13 protein-coding genes are annotated in these 19,011 nt (G+C 70.4%); 10 read left to right on the plus strand and 3 right to left on the minus strand.

The genetic code is table 11. The features are described from left to right. Positions 1-17: 17 nt before the first annotated feature. From GTY47_RS29190 to GTY47_RS29230, 9 genes are all read left to right on the plus strand, one after another. Positions 18-1,106 (plus strand): glycine betaine/L-proline ABC transporter ATP-binding protein, encoded by a 1,089-nt coding sequence (locus GTY47_RS29190; RefSeq protein WP_010043826.1) that lies wholly within the window; start codon positions 18-20, stop codon positions 1,104-1,106. Beyond that, positions 1,106-3,106, plus strand: coding sequence for an ABC transporter permease subunit (locus GTY47_RS29195; RefSeq protein ID WP_010043828.1), 2,001 nt, complete (start codon positions 1,106-1,108; stop codon positions 3,104-3,106). The genes GTY47_RS29190 and GTY47_RS29195 overlap by 1 nt, the downstream gene beginning before the upstream one ends. A gap of 13 nt (positions 3,107-3,119) precedes the next feature. Continuing rightward, entirely contained in the window at positions 3,120-4,082 is a 963-nt protein-coding gene (locus tag GTY47_RS29200) for an ABC transporter substrate-binding protein (RefSeq protein ID WP_010043831.1), read from the plus strand. A gap of 227 nt (positions 4,083-4,309) precedes the next feature. Continuing rightward, a complete protein-coding gene (locus tag GTY47_RS29205; RefSeq protein ID WP_010043833.1) occupies positions 4,310-6,748 on the plus strand; it encodes an FAD-dependent oxidoreductase in 2,439 nt (812 codons plus the stop codon). Between the two features lie 28 nt (positions 6,749-6,776). Next, on the plus strand, positions 6,777-7,637 hold the full coding sequence (locus GTY47_RS29210) for a bifunctional methylenetetrahydrofolate dehydrogenase/methenyltetrahydrofolate cyclohydrolase (RefSeq protein WP_010043835.1): 861 nt from the start codon (positions 6,777-6,779) through the stop codon (positions 7,635-7,637). Then, positions 7,634-8,917: a serine hydroxymethyltransferase gene (gene glyA / locus GTY47_RS29215; protein ID WP_010043838.1), complete on the plus strand. Its 1,284-nt coding sequence runs from the start codon at positions 7,634-7,636 to the stop codon at positions 8,915-8,917. The genes GTY47_RS29210 and glyA overlap by 4 nt, the downstream gene beginning before the upstream one ends. Then, a complete protein-coding gene (locus GTY47_RS29220; protein ID WP_010043841.1) occupies positions 8,914-10,146 on the plus strand; it encodes a sarcosine oxidase subunit beta family protein in 1,233 nt (410 codons plus the stop codon). Before glyA ends, GTY47_RS29220 begins: the two co-directional genes overlap by 4 nt. 21 nt (positions 10,147-10,167) lie before the next feature. After that, complete coding sequence (locus GTY47_RS29225) at positions 10,168-13,407, plus strand: sarcosine oxidase subunit alpha family protein (protein WP_010043842.1); 3,240 nt, start codon at positions 10,168-10,170, stop codon at positions 13,405-13,407. After that, positions 13,400-14,005: a sarcosine oxidase subunit gamma family protein gene (locus tag GTY47_RS29230; protein ID WP_010043843.1), complete on the plus strand. Its 606-nt coding sequence runs from the start codon at positions 13,400-13,402 to the stop codon at positions 14,003-14,005. Before GTY47_RS29225 ends, GTY47_RS29230 begins: the two co-directional genes overlap by 8 nt. Positions 14,006-14,121: 116 nt before the next feature. On the opposite strand, the gene GTY47_RS29235 is transcribed toward GTY47_RS29230, so the two are convergent. Both GTY47_RS29235 and purU read right to left on the minus strand, forming a co-directional pair. Continuing rightward, complete coding sequence (locus GTY47_RS29235) at positions 14,122-14,910, minus strand: IclR family transcriptional regulator (RefSeq protein ID WP_050810285.1); 789 nt, start codon at positions 14,908-14,910, stop codon at positions 14,122-14,124. Between the two features lie 55 nt (positions 14,911-14,965). Continuing rightward, positions 14,966-15,838, minus strand: a complete 873-nt coding sequence (gene purU / locus GTY47_RS29240; protein ID WP_010043845.1) for a formyltetrahydrofolate deformylase — start codon at positions 15,836-15,838, stop codon at positions 14,966-14,968. A 192-nt stretch (positions 15,839-16,030) separates the two neighbouring features. Between purU and GTY47_RS29245 the strand changes: the two genes are divergently transcribed. Next, the gene (locus tag GTY47_RS29245) at positions 16,031-17,173 is read left to right on the plus strand and encodes an aromatic ring-hydroxylating dioxygenase subunit alpha (RefSeq protein WP_010043846.1); all 1,143 of its coding nucleotides are present in this window, start codon (positions 16,031-16,033) and stop codon (positions 17,171-17,173) included. 329 nt (positions 17,174-17,502) lie between these two features. Here GTY47_RS29245 and GTY47_RS29250 read toward each other — a convergent pair whose 3' ends face one another. After that, positions 17,503-18,681, minus strand: a complete 1,179-nt coding sequence (locus GTY47_RS29250) for a DSD1 family PLP-dependent enzyme (RefSeq protein ID WP_010043847.1) — start codon at positions 18,679-18,681, stop codon at positions 17,503-17,505. Positions 18,682-19,011 lie beyond the last annotated feature (330 nt).

The raw sequence follows: 19,011 nt of genomic DNA on the forward strand, positions 1-19,011 counted from the left end.
CCGAAAAGAGGTCGAACATGACCCCAGCAACGACCGAGGTGCCGCAGCGGCGCGGCACGCCGAAGGACTCGGGACCCACCCCGGTCATCTCCGTGCGCGAGCTGTGGAAGGTGTTCGGGCCGAAGGCGGACCAGGTGCCGGTGTCCGAGGACCTGCGCGGGCTCACCCGTCGCGAACTGATGGACCGTACCGGATGCACCGCCGCCGTGCGCGACGTGAACTTCGAGGTCGCCGCCGGCGAGGTGTTCGTCGTCATGGGCCTGTCCGGCTCCGGCAAGTCCACCCTGGCGCGCTGTCTGACCCGGCTCATCGAACCCACCGCCGGCGAGATCCTCTTCGAGGGCGAGAACATCCGCGACGCGGACGCGGGCCGTCTGCGCGAACTGCGCCGGAGCAAGTTCTCCATGGTCTTCCAGCACTTCGGGCTGCTGCCGCACCGGCGGGTCGTCGACAACGTGGCGTTCGGGCTGGAGATCCGCGGCATGAGCCGGGCCGAGCGCACGAGGCGGGCCCTTGAGGTCGTCGAGCTCGTCGGCCTCTCCGGATACGAGAACTCGTACCCCGACCAGCTCTCCGGCGGGATGCAGCAACGCGTCGGTCTCGCCCGCGCACTGGCCGGCGACCCGGACGTGCTCCTCTTCGACGAGCCGTTCTCGGCGCTCGACCCGCTGATCCGCCGTGACATGCAGAACGAGGTCATCCGTCTGCACCACGAGGTCGGCAAGACGATGGTGTTCATCACCCACGACCTGTCCGAGGCGCTCAAGCTGGGCGACCGCATCCTCATCATGCGCGACGGCAGGACCGTCCAGTGCGGCACCGGCGACGAACTGGTCGGCGCCCCCGCCGACGACTACGTACGCGACTTCGTCAGGGACGTGCCCCGCGGTGACGTACTGACCCTGCGGTGGATCATGCGCCCGGCGGAGCCCGACGACCCCCTGGACGGTCCCGAGCTCGGCCCGGACGTCGTGGTCAAGGAGGCCACCCGGGCGGTGCTCGCCGCCGAGAAGCCGGTCAAGGTGGTCGAGGACGGCAAGCTGCTCGGCATCGTCGGCGACGAGGAGATCCTCGCGGTGGTCGCCGGGCGGGAAGGCGACGCGTGATGACCGTCGCGATGGAGAAGCCGGAGAAGACCCGGATCGTGGAGCCGCCCCCTCCCGCCCGGCGCGTGCGCAGGGTCGGCCGCGCCGGGGTGGTGGCCGCGATCCTGCTCGTCTGGCTGGTGCTCTTCGCCGTGCTGCGCGGCAAGCAGACCCTGTCCCTCGCGGCGGCCGACCTGACCGATCTGCACCGGTGGTTCAACGACGTCAACGACTCGATCGGCGCCAACCGCAACTCCAACCCCCTCTTCCTCTACTTCTTCAACGAGATCCGCCTGGTCATCGACTCCCTGGTGACCTTCGTGCAGGAGCTGATCTCGCAGCCGTCCGGGGACCGCCCGGTTCCGCAGATCGGCTGGCTCGGTGTCGTCGGCGTCGCCGGCTGTGTCTCCTGGGCCGTGGGCAACTGGCGGGTGGCGCTGCTGGCCGTGGCCGGCTTCACCTTCCTCGGCCTGCAGGGGCTCTGGCAGGAGAGCATGGACACCCTGGCGCTGACCCTCTCCGCGGTGTTCGTGGCACTGCTGTTCGCGATTCCCCTGGGCGTGTGGGCCGGGTTGTCGGACCGGTTCCACCGGATCGTGACGCCGTTGCTGGACTTCATGCAGACGATGCCGACCTTCGTCTATCTGGCACCGCTGACCCTGTTCTTCCTGATCGGTCCCGCCTCGGCCACCATCGCCACCGCCATCTACGCGGCGCCACCGGCGATCCGCATCACCGCGCACGCCATCCGCTCCGTACCCCGGACCACGGTCGAGGCGGCGGACTCGATGGGCGCGACGCGGCGACAGGCCCTGCTCAAAGTCCTGCTGCCGATGTCCAAGCGGACCGTGGTGATGGGCGTCAACCAGACCATCATGGCCGCCCTGGCCATGGTGACCATCGCGGCCCTGATCGACGCGCCCGGCCTCGGCAAGACCGTCGTCCAGGCCCTCCAGTCGCTGGACGTCGGCACGGCCTTCAACGCCGGTCTGGCCATCGTCGTCATGGCCATCGTGCTGGACCGGGTCACCACCGCGGCGGCCGGACGGGCGGAGACGGCCCGGGGCTCGGACAGCCCCTTCCACAAGTGGCGGCGGCCGTTGCTCGCGGCCGGTGCGGTGGTGGCGGTTGTGCTGGCGTATCTGTCGCACACGTACGTGTGGGCGGCCGAGTTCCCCGGCGAGGGCGGCACCGGCAGCACCATCGCCAGGACGGCGGCCGATGTGACCACCTGGGCGCAGGACAACCTCTCGGGCCTGACCAACGCCTTCCGCGACGCCCTCACCAACGGCCTGCTCAATCCGTTCCAGACCCTGCTGACCGACTCCCCGTGGTGGCTCGTCGGCGCCGCCCTCGTCGCGGTCGGCACGGTGCTCGGCGGATGGCGTGCCGGGGCCACCACCGCCGTGTGCGTGGGCCTGCTGGTCGGTACCGGTGTCTGGTCGGACGGCATGACGACGCTGGCGTCCACCGCGGTGGCGACGGTGCTGGTGATGCTGCTCGGCGTCGTCCTCGGGGTGTGGATGGGGCGCAGCGCGCTCGTGGACCGGCTGCTGCGGCCCTCTCTGGACGCGGCCCAGGTCATGCCGCCGTTCGTCTATCTCGTGCCGTTCCTCGCGCTGTTCGGCGCGACACGGTTCACGGCCATCGTCGCCGCGGTCGTCTACGCGGCGCCGGTCGCCATCAAGATCATCGCGGACGGGGTGCGGGCCGTGCCCGAGACCACCGTCGAGGCGGCGACGTCCACCGGGTGCAACACCTGGCAGATCATCACCAAGGTCCAACTGCCGATGTCCCGGGGCGCCCTGACCCTCGCGACCAACCAGGGCCTGATCTACGTGCTGTCGATGGTCGTCGTGGGCGGCCTGGTGGGGGCGGGCGCCCTCGGCTACGACGTCGTGGCCGGGTTCTCACAGGGCCAGCTGTACGGCAAGGGACTCGCGGCCGGGCTCGCCATCGTCCTGCTCGGAGTCATGTTCGACCGGATCACTCAGGCAGCGGCTCGCCGCGCCGGCGCATAAGGAGCACCACACCATGGCACGACACTGGAGAACCGGCGCGGCCGGCCTGGCCGTCCTCGGCCTCACCCTCACGGCCTGCTCAGGCGCGAAGGTCGGCGACGACAGCGCGGGCGACTCGGGCAGCTCGGGCAAGTGCGGCACCTTCAACCTCGCGATCAACCCCTGGGTGGGCTACGAGGCGAACGCGGCGGTCCTCGCCTACGTCGCCGAGCACGACCTCGGCTGCAAGGTCGAGCAGAAGAACCTGAAGGAGGAGATCGCCTGGCAGGGCTTCGGGACGGGCGAGGTCGACGCCGTCGTCGAGAACTGGGGTCACGACGATCTGAAGAAGAAGTACATCACCCAGCAGAAGACCGCCGTCGAAGCGGGCCCGACCGGCAACAAGGGCATCATCGGCTGGTACGTGCCGCCGTGGCTGGCGAAGGCGCACCCGGACATCACCGACTGGAAGAACCTGAACAAGTACGCGTCGAAGTTCAAGACCTCGGAGTCGGACGGCAAGGGGCAGCTCCTCGACGGCGACCCCTCGTACGTCACCAACGACGAGGCGCTGGTGAAGAACCTCAAGCTGGACTTCAAGGTGGTGTACGCGGGCAGCGAGACCGCGCTCATCCAGGCCTACCGCAACGCCGAGAAGAACAAGGAATGGGTGATCGGCTACTTCTACGAGCCGCAGTGGTTCCTGTCCGAGGTGCCGTTGAAGAAGGTCAGCCTGCCCGAGTACAAGACGGGCTGTGACACCGACGCCGAGAAGGTCGCCTGCGACTACCCGGTGTACGACCTCGACAAGATAGTCAGCGCCAAGTTCGCCAAGTCGGGCAGCCCGGCCTACGACCTGGTGAAGAACTTCACCTGGACGAACGACGACCAGAACACCGTGGCCAAGTACATCGCGGTGGACAAGATGGCGCCCGAGGCCGCGGCGAAGAAGTGGGTCGAGGCCAACCGCGCCAAGGTCGACGCCTGGATCAAGTAGGGCGCGCGACCGCCCTGGTGAACCCCGCCGGAAGGGCCCGGCAGGCTGTGTCGTCAGCCTGCCGGGCCTCGCCGTTTTCTGGTGATTCCTCCCTGCCGCGTCCGGGGGCTTTTCCGGCGTCGCGGACCCCTTGACACGCCTGTCCACGGCGGGCACATTGAGTTGCGCAACCTGAACTCTGTTGCGCACACAGCAACTGCATCGCTTTCAACGTCGGAGGTGCGGCGATGGCGGGACCCCGGGTGGTCATCATCGGAGCGGGCGTCGTGGGGGCAGCGCTCGCCGATGAGATCTCCGCGCGAGGCTGGACCGAAGTGACCGTCGTCGACCAGGGCCCGCTGCCCGCCACCGGGGGATCGTCGTCACACGCCCCGGGTCTGGTCTTCCAGACCAACCCCTCCAAGACCATGACGGAGATGGCCCGTTACACCGTCGAGAAGTTCTGCTCGCTCGACGTCGACGGCCGGCCCTGTTTCCTCCAGGTCGGCGGCCTGGAGGTGGCCACCAGCCCGGAGCGCGTCAAGGAACTCCAGCGGCGCCACGGCTGGCTCACCTCCTGGGGCATCGAGTCCCGCCTGCTGAGCACCGAGGAGTGCGTCGAACAGCACCCGCTCGTCAACCCGGACAAGGTCCTCGCCGGCCTCCTGGTGCCCACGGACGGCCTCGCGAAGGCGGTCCTCGCCGTCGAGGCGCAGATCCGTCGGGCCACCGAGCGCGGCGTGCGCTTCCTCGCCCGCCACGAAGTGCTCGACGTCCAGCGGGCGGACGGTGAGGTGACCGGCGTCCTCACCGACCAGGGCGAGATCCCCGCCGACATCGTCGTGTGCTGCGCCGGCATCTGGGGCCCGAAGATCGCCCGCATGGTCGGCATGAACCTCCCGCTCACGCCGCTCGCCCACCAGCTCGCCTGGACGGGCCCGGTGCCGGCCCTGGCGGGCCAGACGCAGGAGGCGGTCCGCCCGATCCTGCGCCACCAGGACGCCGACCTCTACTACCGCGACCGCTTCGACGGCCTGGGCATCGGCTACTACGGCCACCGCCCGATGCCGGTCTCCGCCGACGACATCCTCTCCGTGGACGAGGCCGACGAGATGCCGTCCGTCCTGAAGTTCACCGAGGAGGACTTCGAGGAGGCCTGGAGCGAGACCCGGTCGCTGCTCCCCGCGACGCAGGACGCCAAGGTCGAGGAGGGCATCAACGGCCTGTTCTCCTTCACCACCGACGGCCTGCCGCTGCTCGGCGAATCCCCGGACGTCAAGGGCTTCTGGGTCGCCGAGGCGGTCTGGGTCACCCACTCCGCGGGAGTCGGACGGGCCATGGCCGAGTGGCTGGTCGACGGCCACTGCTCCTCCTTCGACCTGCACGAGTGCGACGTCAACCGCTTCGAGCCGCACCAGCTCTCGCCGGAGTACGTGCTGGCCCGCGACTGCCAGAACTTCGTCGAGGTCTACGACATCCTGCATCCCCTCCAGCCCTCGGGAGACCCGCGCCCGATCCGCACGAGCCCGTTCCACGCCCGCCAGCAGGAGCTGGGCGCCTTCTTCCTGGAGGCGAACGGCTGGGAGCGCCCCCAGTGGTACGAGGCCAACGCCGGCCTGGTCGAAGGCCGTTCCATCCCGACCCCCAACGACTGGGCCGCGCGGTACTGGTCGCCCATCGTGGGCGCCGAGGCCCAGGTCACCCGCGAGACCGTCGCGATGTACGACATGACCGCCCTCAAGCGCCTGGAGGTGAGCGGCCCCGGTGCCGCCGCCTTCCTGGAGCGGCTGTGCACCGGCAAGGTCGCCAAGTCCGTCGGCTCGGTCACGTACACGCTGCTGCTCGACCACGACGGCGGCATCCGCAGCGACGTCACCGTCGCCCGGCTGGCCCGCGACCGCTTCCAGGTCGGCGCCAACGGCAACCTGGACCTGGACTGGCTCACCCGTCACCTCCCCGCCGACGGTACGGTGCAGGTCCGTGACATCACCCCCGGCACCTGCTGCATCGGTCTGTGGGGGCCGCTCGCCCGCGAGGTCCTGCAACCCCTGACGGACGCGGACTTCTCCAAGGACGGTCTGAAGTACTTCCGCGCCCAGCGTGCCCACATCGGCTCCGTCCCGGTGACGGCCATGCGCCTGTCGTACGTCGGAGAGCTCGGCTGGGAGCTGTACACCACCGCCGACCTGGGCCGGAAGCTGTGGGACACCCTGTGGCGGGCGGCCGAACCGCTGGGCGGCATCGTCGCCGGCCGCGGTGCCTTCAACAGCCTCCGCCTGGAGAAGGGCTACCGCTCCTTCGGTACCGACATGACCTACGAGCACGATCCCTACGAGGCCGGGGTCGGGTTCGCCGTGAAGCTCGACAAGGACGACTTCATCGGCAAGGCGGCGCTGGAGCGGCGCAAGGCCGATGTGCGGCGCAAGCTCACCTGTCTCACGATCGAGGACCCGAGGGCGGTCGTGATGGGCAAGGAGCCGGTGTTCGACGGTGACTGCGCGGTCGGCTATGTCACCAGTGCGGCCTATGGCTACACGATCGGCAAGGGCATCGCCTACGCGTGGCTGCCCGCGGAGCTTGCGGAGCCGGGGACCGTCGTGCACATCGGGTACTTCGACCAGTCCGTCGAGGCGGTCGTGGCCGAGGAGCCCTTGTTCGATCCGGCGATGTCCCGTCTTCGTGGCTGAGTCCTCGTCGTTGGAAGGAACACTCCAGGTGACCGCACAACTCCTCGACGGCAAGGCCACTGCCGCCGTCATCCGCCGTGAACTCGCCGAGCGGGTCGCCAAGTTGACTGCGGCCACGGGCCGGGCGCCGGGCCTCGGTACCGTCCTGGTCGGTGACGACCCCGGCAGCCACGCCTACGTCGGCGGCAAGCACCGGGACTGCGCCCAGGCGGGCATCGCCTCCATCCGCCGGGAGCTGCCCGCCGACGCCTCGCAGCACCAGGTCGAGGAGACGATCGACGAACTCAACGCCGACCCGGCCTGCACCGGCTACATCGTCCAGCTCCCGTTGCCGCGCCACCTCGACGCGGGCGCCGTACTGGAACGCATGGACCCGGCCAAGGACGCCGACGGACTGCACCCCGTCAACCTCGGCCGGCTCGTCCTCGGCGTCGAGGCCCCGCTGCCGTGCACCCCGCGCGGCATCCTCGAACTGCTCCGCCGCCACGACGTGCCGCTCGCGGGAGCGCGGGTGTGCGTGATCGGCCGGGGCATCACCGTCGGACGGCCCATCGGACTGCTGCTCACCCGCAGGTCCGAGAACGCCACCGTGACCCTGTGCCACACCGGAACCAAGGGCCTGGCCTGGCACGTGCGCGAGGCGGACATCGTCGTCGCGGCAGCCGGCTCGCCCGGACTGATCACCAAGGACATGCTGCGCCCCGGCGCGGCCGTCCTCGACGTCGGCATCACCCGCACCGACCAGGGGCTGGTGGGTGACATCCACCCGGACGCCGCCCAGGTCGCCGGATGGCTGGCGCCGATGCCCGGGGGCGTGGGCCCCATGACCCGGGCCATGCTGCTCGCCAATGTCGTCGAGGCCGCCGAGAGGAACGCGAACGCCGTATGAACGCGCTGAACACCCCCCTGGCGGAACTGGACCCCGAGGTCCACGCCGCGCTTCGCGCCGAACTGCACCGCCAGCAGTCCACCCTGGAGATGATCGCCTCCGAGAACTTCGCGCCCTCCGCCGTGCTGGAGGCCCAGGGCTCGGTCGCGACCAACAAGTACGCCGAGGGCTACCCGGGCCGCCGCTACTACGGCGGCTGCGAACACGTCGACGTCACCGAACGGCTGGCCATCGAGCGCGTCAAGGCCCTCTTCGGCGCCGGCTTCGCCAACGTGCAGCCGCACTCGGGCGCGCAGGCCAACACCGCCGTCTTCTTCGCCCTGCTCCAGCCGGGCGACACCGTCCTCGGCCTCGACCTCGCGCACGGCGGGCACCTCACGCACGGCATGCGGATCAACTACAGCGGCAAGATGCTGAACGTCGTGCCGTACCACGTGTCCGAGGCCGACAACCTCGTCGACATGGACGAGGTCGAGCACCTGGCCAAGGAACACCGCCCCAAGATGATCATCGCGGGCTGGTCGGCATACCCGAGGCAGCTCGACTTCGCGGCCTTCCGCCGGATCGCCGACGAGGTGGGCGCCCTGCTGATGGTCGACATGGCGCACTTCGCCGGCCTGGTGGCGGCGGGACTGCACCCCAACCCCGTGCCGCACGCCCACGTCACGACCACGACGACACACAAGACGCTCGGCGGGCCGCGCGGCGGCGTCATCCTCACCAACGAGGCCGACCTCGCCAAGAAGATCAACTCGGCGGTCTTCCCGGGGATGCAGGGCGGCCCCCTGGAGCACGTCATCGCCGCGAAGGCGGTGTCGTTCAAGGTCGCCGCGTCACCGGAGTTCGCCGAGCGACAGGCCCGTACCCTCGCCGGTTCCCGCATCCTCGCCGAACGCCTCACCCGGGCGGACGCGGCGGCGGCCGGGGTGAGGGTCCTGACCGGAGGCACGGACGTCCACCTCGTCTTGGTCGACCTGCGCGCCTCGGAGCTGGACGGCCGGCAGGCCGAGGACCTCCTCCACGAGATCGGCATCACCGTCAACCGCAACGCCGTGCCCTTCGACCCGCGCCCGCCCATGGTCACCTCGGGCCTGCGCATCGGCACCCCGGCCCTGGCCACCCGCGGCTTCACCGAGGAGGACTTCGCCGAGGTCGCGGACGTGATCGCCCTCGCACTCCAGCCGGAGCCGGACGTGGCCGCCCTGCGCGCCCGCGCGGAGACCCTGGCCGCCCAGCACCCGCTCTACCCGCACCTGTCCGAGGACGGAGACGCCCGATGAGCCCCCGCACCCCCGGCGCCGAGCTCCCCGAACACCCCGACTGGCTCTGGCGCAACCCCGAGCCGAAGCGCTCGTACGACGTCGTCATCGTGGGCGGCGGCGGCCACGGTCTGGCCACCGCCCACTACCTGGCGAAGAACCACGGCATCACCAACGTCGCCGTGCTGGAGAAGGGCTGGCTCGCGGGCGGCAACATGGCCCGCAACACCACCATCATCCGCTCCAACTACCTCTGGGACGAGAGCGCCGGCATCTACGAACACGCGCTCAAGCTGTGGGAGGGCCTGGCGGAGGAGCTCGACTACCCGATCCTCTTCTCCCAGCGAGGCGTGCTGAACCTGGCCCACAGCCTCCAGGACGTCCGCGACAGCGTGCGCCGAGTCGAGGCGAACCGGCTCAACGGCGTGGACGCCGAGTGGCTCGACGCGGACGGCGTCAAGGACGTCTGCCCGATCGTCAACACCTCCCCGGACGTGCGCTATCCGGTCCTGGGCGCTACCTACCAACCGCGTGCGGGCATCGCCAAGCACGACCACGTGGCCTGGGGCCTGGCCCGCTCCGCCGACGCCGCCGGTATCGACATCATCCAGAACTGCGAGGTGACCGGCCTCGACGTCGTCGGCAACCGGGTGGTGGGAGTCCGGACCACCCGCGGCCCGATCGCGGCGGGCAAGGTCGCCCTGTGCTCGGCGGGCCACACCTCGGTCCTGGCGGCCATGGCGGGCATCGAACTCCCCGTCCAGAGCCACCCGTTGCAGGCACTGGTCTCCGAGCTGCTGGAGCCGGTGCACCCGACGGTCGTCATGTCCAACGCGGTCCACGTGTACGTCAGCCAGGCGCACAAGGGCGAACTGGTCATGGGCGCGGGCATCGACTCCTACAACTCCTACACCCAGCGCGGCGCCTTCCACATCATCGAAGAGCAGATGTCGGCGGCCCTGGAGCTCTTCCCGGTCTTCGCCCGCGCCCACGTCCTGCGCACCTGGGGCGGCATCGTCGACGTCAGCCCCGACGCCTCACCGATCATCGGCCTCTCCCCGGTCGACAACCTCTACCTCAACTGCGGCTGGGGAACCGGCGGTTTCAAGGCCACCCCGGGGGTCGGCTGGGTCTACGCCCACACCATCGCCCACGACACACCGCATCCGCTGAACGCCCCCTTCTCGCTCGACCGTTTCACCACCGGCGCGCTCGTCGACGAGCACGGCGCGGCCGCGGTGGCCCACTAGGACCATCAGGGAGCCGACCCCATGCTGCTGATCCCCTGCCCGTGGTGCGGGCCCCGTGACGAGTCCGAGTTCCACTACGGCGGCCAGGCCCACGTGCCGTACCCGGAGGACCCGGCGTCGCTCACCGACGAGGAGTGGGCCCGCTACCTCTTCTTCCGGGACAACCCGAGGGGCCCCTTCGCCGAGCGCTGGAGCCACGCGGCGGGCTGCCGCCGCTGGTTCAACGCGGTGCGGGACACATCCACGAACGAGATCCTGACGGTGTACCGGGCGGGGGAGGAGCGCCCGGCCGCCATCGAGGCGCGCTCGCTGAAATCAGCCCGTCCGGCGCTTGAGGACGAGGCCGTTCAGGCCGAAGGGGGGCCTGGGGGCGCAGCCCCCAGCGGGGTCGAAGGGGCGGAGCCCCTGGAGGATGGGACGGGTAGCGGCGGCGAGGGCGAGACAACCCAGCCGTTCCGCCACCCCACCCGCGGCCGGATCCACCGCGACACCCCGATCACCTTCACTTTCGACGGCACCGCATACCAGGGCTACGAGGGCGACACCCTCGCCTCCGCCCTCCTCGCCAACGGCGTCATCCAGACCGGCACCAGCATCAAGCTGGGCCGCCCACGCGGCATCTTCTCGGCCGGCGTCGAGGAACCCAACGCGGTCGTCCAGATCGAGGCCCCGTTCCCCGAGCCCATGCTTCCCGCCACCACCGTCGAGCTCTACGACGGCCTCGTCGCGACCGGCCTCCCGGGCCAGGGCCGCCTCGCCACGGAACCGGACCCCTCCCGCTACGACGCCGTACACGCCCACTGCGACCTCCTGGTCGTGGGCGCGGGCCCGGCCGGCCTCGCCGCAGCGGCAGCCGCCGCCCGATCGGGTGCCCGCGTCATCCTCGCCGACGACCAGCCGGAACCCGGCGGCAGTCTCCTCGGCACCGGCGAGCACCTCGACTGGGTGAGCGAGACGACCGCCCGGCTGGACGCCGCACCCGACGTACGCGTCCTGCGCCGCACCACCGTCTTCGGCTACTACGACGACAACCACCTCCTCGCCGTGGAGCGCCGTACGAACCACCTCGGCGCCCAGGCGCCCGAGAACGTCTCCCGCGAACGCGTCTGGCGCATCCGCGCCCGCCGTGTCGTCCTGGCAACCGGCGTGCACGAACGTTCGCTGGCCTTCGCGGACAACGACCGCCCCGGCGTGATGCTGGCCGCCTCGGCCCGCACCTACGTCAACAAGTACGGGACCCTGCCCGGGCGCCACGCGGTCGTCTTCACCACCAACGACAGTGCCTACCCGGCGGCCCTGGACCTCATGGCGGCGGGCGTGACCGTCGAGGCGGTCGTCGACACCCGCACCGAGCCGGGGCAGTGGGCGACACGGGCCCGGCGGGCGGGCATCGAGGTACTGACCGGCCACGCGGTCACCGCCACGGAAGGCGCCCCCCGGCTCACCTCCGTGACCGTCGCCCCGTACGGACACACCGCGGGCCAGCGGGAGTTCGCCGCCGACCTGCTCCTGGTCTCCGGAGGCTGGAACCCGGTCGCGCACCTGTTCAGCCAGGCGGGAGGCAAGCTGCGCCACGACGAGGAACTCGGCACCTTCGTCCCCGACACCTGCCGCCAGGCGGTCGAGGTCGCGGGCGGCGCGAGCGGCGTCTTCGACCTGGCGCGCGTTCTCGCACAGGGGGCCGCCGCCGGAGCCCGCGCGATCGAGGCCGAGGGCTACACCCCGGAGGAGGCCCGCCTGCCACAGGTGGCCACGCTGCCGCAGACGCCGCCGATGCGGGCCTTCACCGTCCCGGGCCGGGAAGGCGCCCCGCGCTTCGTCGACCTGCAACGCGACGTCACAGTCGACGACCTGGGCCGGGCGACCGGCGCCGGCATGCGCTCCGTCGAGCACACCAAGCGGTACACCACGGCCGGCACGGCGAACGACCAGGGCAAGACCTCCGGCGTCCTGGCCAGTGGCGTCGTCGCCGAGCTGCTCGGCGTGGACATCTCCGCGCTCGGCACCACCACCTTCCGGCCGCCGTACACGCCGGTCTCCTTCGCCGCTCTCGCCGGCCGGCACCGCGGTGCCCTGCACGACCCGATCCGCACCACGGCCCTGCACGAGTGGCATGTCGCGCACGGTGCCCTGTTCGAGAACGTCGGCCAGTGGAAGCGGCCCTGGTACTACCCGCAGGACGGTGAGGACATGGAGACGGCCGTACTGCGCGAGTGCGCCGCCGCCCGCGAGGGCGTCGCCTTCATGGACGCCTCCACCCTCGGCAAGATCGACGTCCAGGGCCCGGACGCCGGCGTCTTCCTCGACCTGCTCTACACCAACATGATGAGCACCCTGAAGGTCGGCATGATCCGCTACGGCGTGATGTGCCGCCCCGACGGGATGGTCTTCGACGACGGGACCGTCATCCGCCTCGCCCAGGACCGCTTCCTGGTCACCACCACGACGGGCAACGCGGCCGCCGTGCTGGACTGGATGGAGGAGTGGCTCCAGACGGAGTGGCCCGAACTGCGCGTCCACTGCACGTCGGTGACCGAGCAGTGGGCCACCGTGGCCCTGGTCGGCCCGCGCTCCCGCGAGGTCCTCGGCTCGCTCGCGCCTCGGCTGGCCGTGAGCAACGACGACTTCCCGTTCATGGCGTGGCGCGAGACGACCGTCGCCGGTGTCGACGCGCGCGTGTGCCGGATCAGCTTCTCCGGTGAACTCGCCTATGAGATCAACGTGTCACCGTGGGAGGCCCTCGCCCTCTGGGAGGCGCTGTACGAGGCCGGCGCCCCGTACGGCATCACCCCGTACGGCACGGAGACCATGCACGTCCTGCGGGCGGAGAAGGGCTATCCGATCGTCGGCCAGGACACCGACGGCACCGTGACACCGCAGGACCTCGGCATGAGCTGGGTGGTGTCGAAGAAGAAGCGGGACTTCATCGGCAAGCGGTCCCACGCCCGTGCCGACACCGCCCGCCCCGACCGCAAGCACCTGGTCGGGCTGCTTCCGGAGGACCCGGGCACGTTCCTCCCCGAGGGCACGCACCTGGTCGCCGGCAGTGCGCTGCCGGCGCCGCCCGTCCCGATGCTCGGCCACGTCACGTCCAGTTACCGCAGCGCGGCCCTCGGCCGGACCTTCGCCCTCGCGCTGGTCAAGGGCGGCCGGGACCGCATCGGTGAGCGACTCTACGCCCCCGTGGGCGACCGGCTGGTCCCGGTGACCGTCGCGAGCCCCGTCCTCTACGACCCCGAGGGAGCCCGCCGCGATGGCTGACACCGCCGTTACCACCCCGCTCCGCAGCCCCCTGGCGCACGCCGCCGGCCGGCTGGCCGCCGCGACCCGCGCCTCCGGGGGCGCGGTCCGGCTGGCGGAACTGCCCTTCCTGACCCAGCTCAATGTGCGTCTCGACCCCAAGGGAGCGGCGGCGGACACCGTGGGGCTGGCGCTGGGCCTCCCACTTCCCGTCGAACCCGACACCGTGGTCCGCGCCGGGGAACTGACCGCGCTGTGGCTCGGCCCCGACGAGTGGCTCGTGGTGGGCCCGCCGGGCGGTCGGCAGGGCCTGGAGAGCCGGATCCGTGAGGCCGCGGGCGGTGAGCCCGTGTCCGTCATCGACGTCTCGGCTCAGCGCACCACGCTCCTCGTCGCGGGTCCCCGGGCCCGTGACGTGCTGGCCCACGGGTGCTCGCTGGACCTTCACCCACGGGTCTTCGGCCCGGGGCGCTGCGCACAGACGAACCTGGGCCGCGCCCAGGTCGTCCTGGTCGCCCGTGACGACCCCAGGGCCGGGTTCTGGGTGCTGGTCCGTTCGTCCTTCGCCGACTATCTGACGGACTGGCTGCTGGACGCGGCTGTGGAGTGGACGGGCTGACGCGGGCCGCAGGCAAGCGGCGGGCGGGATCCGGATACCGGGTCACCGCCCGCCGCTCGTCGGGCTGGTCCTGCCCTGGTCAACGACCGAAGCGACCGAGCCGGGCCTTGCGGACCTCAGCCCGCATAGCCGAGACGGCGGCTGAGCTCGTCCGCCCCCGCGACCAGCAGGGGCGCCAGTTCGTGCATCCGCTCCACCGTGAGCCGGAAGGCCGGCCCCGACGCGCTGAGGGCGGCGACGACTTCGCCGTCGTCCGAACGGACGGGGGCGGACAGGGCGTTGAGGCCCTCTTCGTACTCCTCCACCGTGATGGCATAGCCCTGCTCACGGGCTTCGGACAGGTCTGCCTCCAGTTTCTTCCTGGAGGTCACCGTGCGCGGTGTGAATCGGGGGAGTCCGGCCTCGGCGAGGAGTTCGTCGCGGTCCTCGCGGTCGAGGTGGGCCAGGAGGATCTTGCCGCTCGACGTGCAGTGCAACGGCGTCAGCCGTCCCACCCAGTTCTGCGCGGCGATGGCCGACGAACCGCGCACCTGGTAGAGGTTGATCGCGTGGTGGGACTCCAGCACGGCGATGTTCATCGTCTCGCCGACCTCGTCGACGAGACGCTCACAGATCCCGCGCCCGTGTCTGGTGACGGCGATGCGGCCCGTCACCGCGCCGGCGAGGCGCACGACACCGAAGCCGAGCCGGTACTTGCCGCGTTCGCTCTCCTGCTCGACCATCCCGTGCGCTTCCAGCGCGCCGAGCAGACGGAACGCGGTGGACTTGTGGACGTCGATCGCCGCGGCCACTTCACTCACGCCCGCCTCGCCGTGCTGGGCGAGGATCTCCAGCACGGCGACAGCACGGTCAACGGACTGCACTCCGCCACTGGGAGCGCCTGCGGACTCGCCGTAGTTGCTCATGGCGAAACCCTAGGTGAAATGGTCAACAGGTGTGAGGGGGTGGAGGTCATTTTCCTCAGCGGAAGACGACCGTACGGTTGCCGTTGACCATGACGCGGCTCTGGCTGTGCCATTCCACCGCCCGCGCCAGGACCTGCGCCTCGACGTCGCGTCCCAGGGCCACCATGCTGTCAGGCCCCTGTGAGTGGTTCACGCGGATGACGTCCTGCTCGATGATGGGTCCCTCGTCGAGGTCCGGCGTGACGTAGTGGGCCGTCGCTCCGACGAGCTTGACGCCGCGCTCGTACGCCTGGACATAGGGTCGGGCGCCCTTGAAGCTCGGCAGGAAGGAGTGGTGGATGTTGATCGCCCGGCCTTCGAGCTGCTTGCACAGGTCGTTCGACAGGATCTGCATGTAGCGGGCGAGGACCACCAGGTCGATGCCCAGCTCGTCGACGAGCTCCAGCAGCCGCGCCTCCGCCTCGGGCTTCGTCTCCCGGGTGACGGGCACGTGGTGGAAGGGGATCCCGTAGCTCTCGGCGAGCGGTTCGAAGTCCCGGTGGTTGGAGACGATCGCCGGCACCTCGATGTTCAGCGCGCCCGTGCGCCAGCGGAAGAGCAGGTCGTTCAGGCAGTGCCCGAACTTCGACACCATGATCAGCGTGCGCGTCGGCGTCGACGCCTCGTACAGCTGCCAGGAGATCCGGTACGCCTCCGCCACCTGGGCGAAGCCGGACTTCAGGTCCTCCAGTGACGTGCCCGGGTCCGAGACGTCGAAGTGCACCCGCATGAAGAAGCGGTCCCGCAGCCGGTCGTCGAACTGCTGGCTCTCCTGGATGTTCCCGGAGTGCTCGACCAGGAAGCCGGTGACGGCGTGGACGAGCCCCGAGCGGTCGGGGCACGAGAGGGTGAGGACGAACTCGCGGCCGGTTGTGGGTCCAAGAGACACGGAGCCCTCCCAGAGGAAGTGCGCATTACGCAACGAGCTGACTGATACGCAACATGGTCCTGGCTGCAGCGGGCTGCGGTCAAGGGCTTGACAGTGCTTCGGGCGGGCTGCACCGTGAGTTGCGTAGCAAGAAGCTCGTTGCTTATGAGGCAACCACTCGCCGCCCCGAGGCGCTTCACTCCGAGGTGAACCATGACGACGACCGGCCTGCCGGAGAGCCTGATCGCGACCCTCCCCGGTGACCACTACACGGACCCGGAGATCTTCCGCCTGGAGCAGGAACACATCTTTGAATCCATGTGGTTCTGCGCGGCGCGCGCGTCGGAACTGGCGAAGCCGGGCGCCTTCCGGACCGTGGACGTCGGGCGGGAGAGCATCCTGGTGACCCGGTCGCGGGACGGCTCCGTCCGGGCCTTCTTCAACGTGTGCAGGCACCGGGGCGCGAAGCTGTGCACGCAGGAGTCCGGCGAGGTGAAGCGGGCCTTCCAGTGCCCGTACCACGCCTGGACGTACGACCTCAGTGGCAAGCTCGTCGCGGCCCCGAACCTCACCAGGATGCCGGACGTCGGCCGTACCGAGTTCGGCCTGGCGAGCGTGGCGGTGCGCGAGTGGCTCGGCTACGTGTGGGTGTGCCTGGCCGAGAACCCGCCCTCGTTCGAGCGGTCGGTGATAGCGGACGTGGTCGCGCGCCTGGGCGACGTGGAGTCCATCGAGCGGTACGACGTCGAGAGCCTGGAGGTCGGCCGGCGGATCGTCTACGACGTCAAGGCCAACTGGAAGCTCATCATCGAGAACTTCATGGAGTGCTACCACTGCGCGACGATCCACCCCGAGCTGACCGAGGTCCTCCCGGAGTTCGCCGACGGTTACGCGGCGCAGTACTACGTGGGACACGGCGCCGAGTTCGGCTCGGAGGTCCAGGGCTTCACCGTGGACGGCTCGCAGGGCCTGGACCGTATCCCCACGGTCTCCGAGGAGCAGGACCGCCGGTACTACGCGATCACGGTGCGCCCTCAGGTGTTCATCAACCTGGTCCCCGACCACGTGATCTTCCACCGGATGTTCCCGGTGGCGGTCGACCGCACGATCGTGGAGTGCGACTGGCTATACCTGAAGGACGTGGTGGCCGGCGGCCGGGACGTCAGCCGGTCGGTCGAGCTGTTCGACCGCGTCAACCGTCAGGACTTCGACGCCTGCGAGCGCTGCCAGCCCGCGATGAGCTCCCGGCTGTACGCCAAGGGCGGCGTCCTGGTGCCCAGCGAGCACCACATCGGCGAGTTCCACGACTGGATCCACGACCGCCTCGGCACCCGCGCGAACCTCGCGGAGTGCTAGGGCCTGTCGTTTGGATCAGGTCGCAGACGCGAGGCGCCGCCGATTCCCTGCGACCTGATCCCAAACGACAGTGCTCCTGGCGCTGAACGAGGCGGGCTTCTGCGGCGCCCCCGGCTGCTCAGGCGTCGCGGACTTCTTCGCGTTCGATGCCCAGCTGCTCGATCGCCGGCGATGGGATATCAGTCCCTCGAGTTGCCGTTCCGGACGTCACTCGGTCACCGTGGGCCACGTCTGAAGACATCTCTGTCCTCCGGTCGTCAACGTACCTCGCCGATGCCGAGCAGCGCACAGCATCGGGCCCGCGACTCATCCTGGTACCGAGTATCAGGTCACCAGCCGGTGACGCGGTTCCAGTAGGTCTGGATCGCCGGTGCGGGGTCCGAGGCCCGGGCGCTGTCGATGACTTGGTAGCCCTGATGCTGGGCGGCGGTGGCGCAGGCGTGATTGGGCAGGATGCGCAGGCGGGTGCCGATGGGCAGTTCGGGCAGTCGGGCGCCGTCGCGGGCGGTGAGGGTGCCGTGCTCCTGACTCGCGGCCGTCATGACCAGTCCCGGCACGAGCGTGCCGTCCAGGTCGGTGACCAGGCCGTATCCCTGGTCCTGCGTCTGGGCGGCGGTGCCACGGTCGCGGGACATGGCCATCCAGCCGCCGTCGGTGACGATCCAGCCGTACTCGGAGCGGTGGCCGATGACGGTGACGACGACCGAGAGGGCGAGGTCGTCGATGCCGCAGACACCGAGGCCGGCCATGACCAGGTCGAAGAAGACGTAGGTGCCGGCGCGCAGTTCGGTGACGCCGGTGAGGTCCTCGGCGGCGTGGGCGGTGGGGGTGGAGCCGACGCTGACGGTGGCCACGGGCAGGCCTGCCGCGCGCAGCCGCTCGGCCGCGGTGACGGCGGCGTCGCGTTCGTTCCTCGCCGCCAGACGCTGTTCCTCCGCGGTGGAGGCGAAGTAGGACTTGCCCGCGTGCGTCAGCACTCCGTCCAGGCAGCGCGCATCGTGCAGGATGCGGCCGATTTCGCAGAGCGCAGGGGCGCCGGGCTCGACGCCGCCGCGGTGGCCGTCGCAGTCGATCTCGATCTGGGCCGGGACGGGAACGCCGGCCTGGCGAGAGGCTTCGGCGACGAACTCCGCCTGGGCGGTGCTGTCCAGCAGGACGCGCAGGGTGACGCCGCGGCGCAGCAGTGCGACGACGCGCGGGAGTTTGCGGGGGTCGATGCCGACGGCGTAGGTGATGTCGGTGTAGCCCCCGTCGGCGAACGCCTCGGCCTCGGCGAGGGTGGAGACGGTGATGGGGCAGGGGGAGCCGTCGTGCAGCAGGGCGGCGACGTCGAGGCTCTTGGCCGTCTTCACGTGAGGGCGCAGGGCGACCGCGAGCCGGCCGGCCCTGGCTGCCAGCCGTTCGATGTTGCGCCGGGCCTTGTGGACGTCGACCACGGCGAACGGGGTGTCGGGGCCGGCAAGGGTCCGGGTGGTGCTCGGGTTGGCGGCGGGGGCGGGGGTGTTCACCGGGAGACGTCCATCCTCTTGAGAACGGCCAGGGCCCAGACGTGGGTGGGGGTGGCCTCGGCTATTGGACTGGCTGTCCAAGCCTGGACCTAGAATCTAAACGGCTCTGCCGGCGATCGTCCAGTGGGTCGCGCGTGACCGAGACCGCCCGTCCCTCTGCCCAGTCCGCAGGCAAGCCGCCAGGCTTGCGTGAGCGCATGCGTGCGACGGTCCGGGCGGAAGTGGTCGAGGTGGCGCACCGGCTCTTCACCGAGCAGGGGTTCGACCGGACGACCGTCCACCAGATCGCCGCCGAGGTGGTCTGTCGCGCGCCAGCCTGTTCCGGTACTT

It is taken from the genome of Streptomyces sp. SID5464, assembly GCF_009862985.1.
Classification (GTDB): domain Bacteria; phylum Actinomycetota; class Actinomycetes; order Streptomycetales; family Streptomycetaceae; genus Streptomyces; species Streptomyces chartreusis_D.

What these genes read in the sequence shown, in the direction of transcription:
- GTY47_RS29235 (WP_050810285.1), bottom strand. Translation starts at nt 14,910, where the DNA reads ATGAGCAACTACGGCGAGTCCGCAGGCGCTCCCAGTGGCGGAGTGCAG.
- GTY47_RS29220 (WP_010043841.1), top strand. Translation starts at nt 8,914, where the DNA reads ATGAGCCCCCGCACCCCCGGCGCCGAGCTCCCCGAACACCCCGACTGG.
- GTY47_RS29195 (WP_010043828.1), top strand. Translation starts at nt 1,106, where the DNA reads ATGACCGTCGCGATGGAGAAGCCGGAGAAGACCCGGATCGTGGAGCCG.
- GTY47_RS29205 (WP_010043833.1), top strand. Translation starts at nt 4,310, where the DNA reads ATGGCGGGACCCCGGGTGGTCATCATCGGAGCGGGCGTCGTGGGGGCA.
- GTY47_RS29190 (WP_010043826.1), top strand. Translation starts at nt 18, where the DNA reads ATGACCCCAGCAACGACCGAGGTGCCGCAGCGGCGCGGCACGCCGAAG.
- GTY47_RS29200 (WP_010043831.1), top strand. Translation starts at nt 3,120, where the DNA reads ATGGCACGACACTGGAGAACCGGCGCGGCCGGCCTGGCCGTCCTCGGC.
- glyA (WP_010043838.1), top strand. Translation starts at nt 7,634, where the DNA reads ATGAACGCGCTGAACACCCCCCTGGCGGAACTGGACCCCGAGGTCCAC.
- GTY47_RS29230 (WP_010043843.1), top strand. Translation starts at nt 13,400, where the DNA reads ATGGCTGACACCGCCGTTACCACCCCGCTCCGCAGCCCCCTGGCGCAC.
- GTY47_RS29225 (WP_010043842.1), top strand. Translation starts at nt 10,168, where the DNA reads ATGCTGCTGATCCCCTGCCCGTGGTGCGGGCCCCGTGACGAGTCCGAG.
- GTY47_RS29245 (WP_010043846.1), top strand. Translation starts at nt 16,031, where the DNA reads ATGACGACGACCGGCCTGCCGGAGAGCCTGATCGCGACCCTCCCCGGT.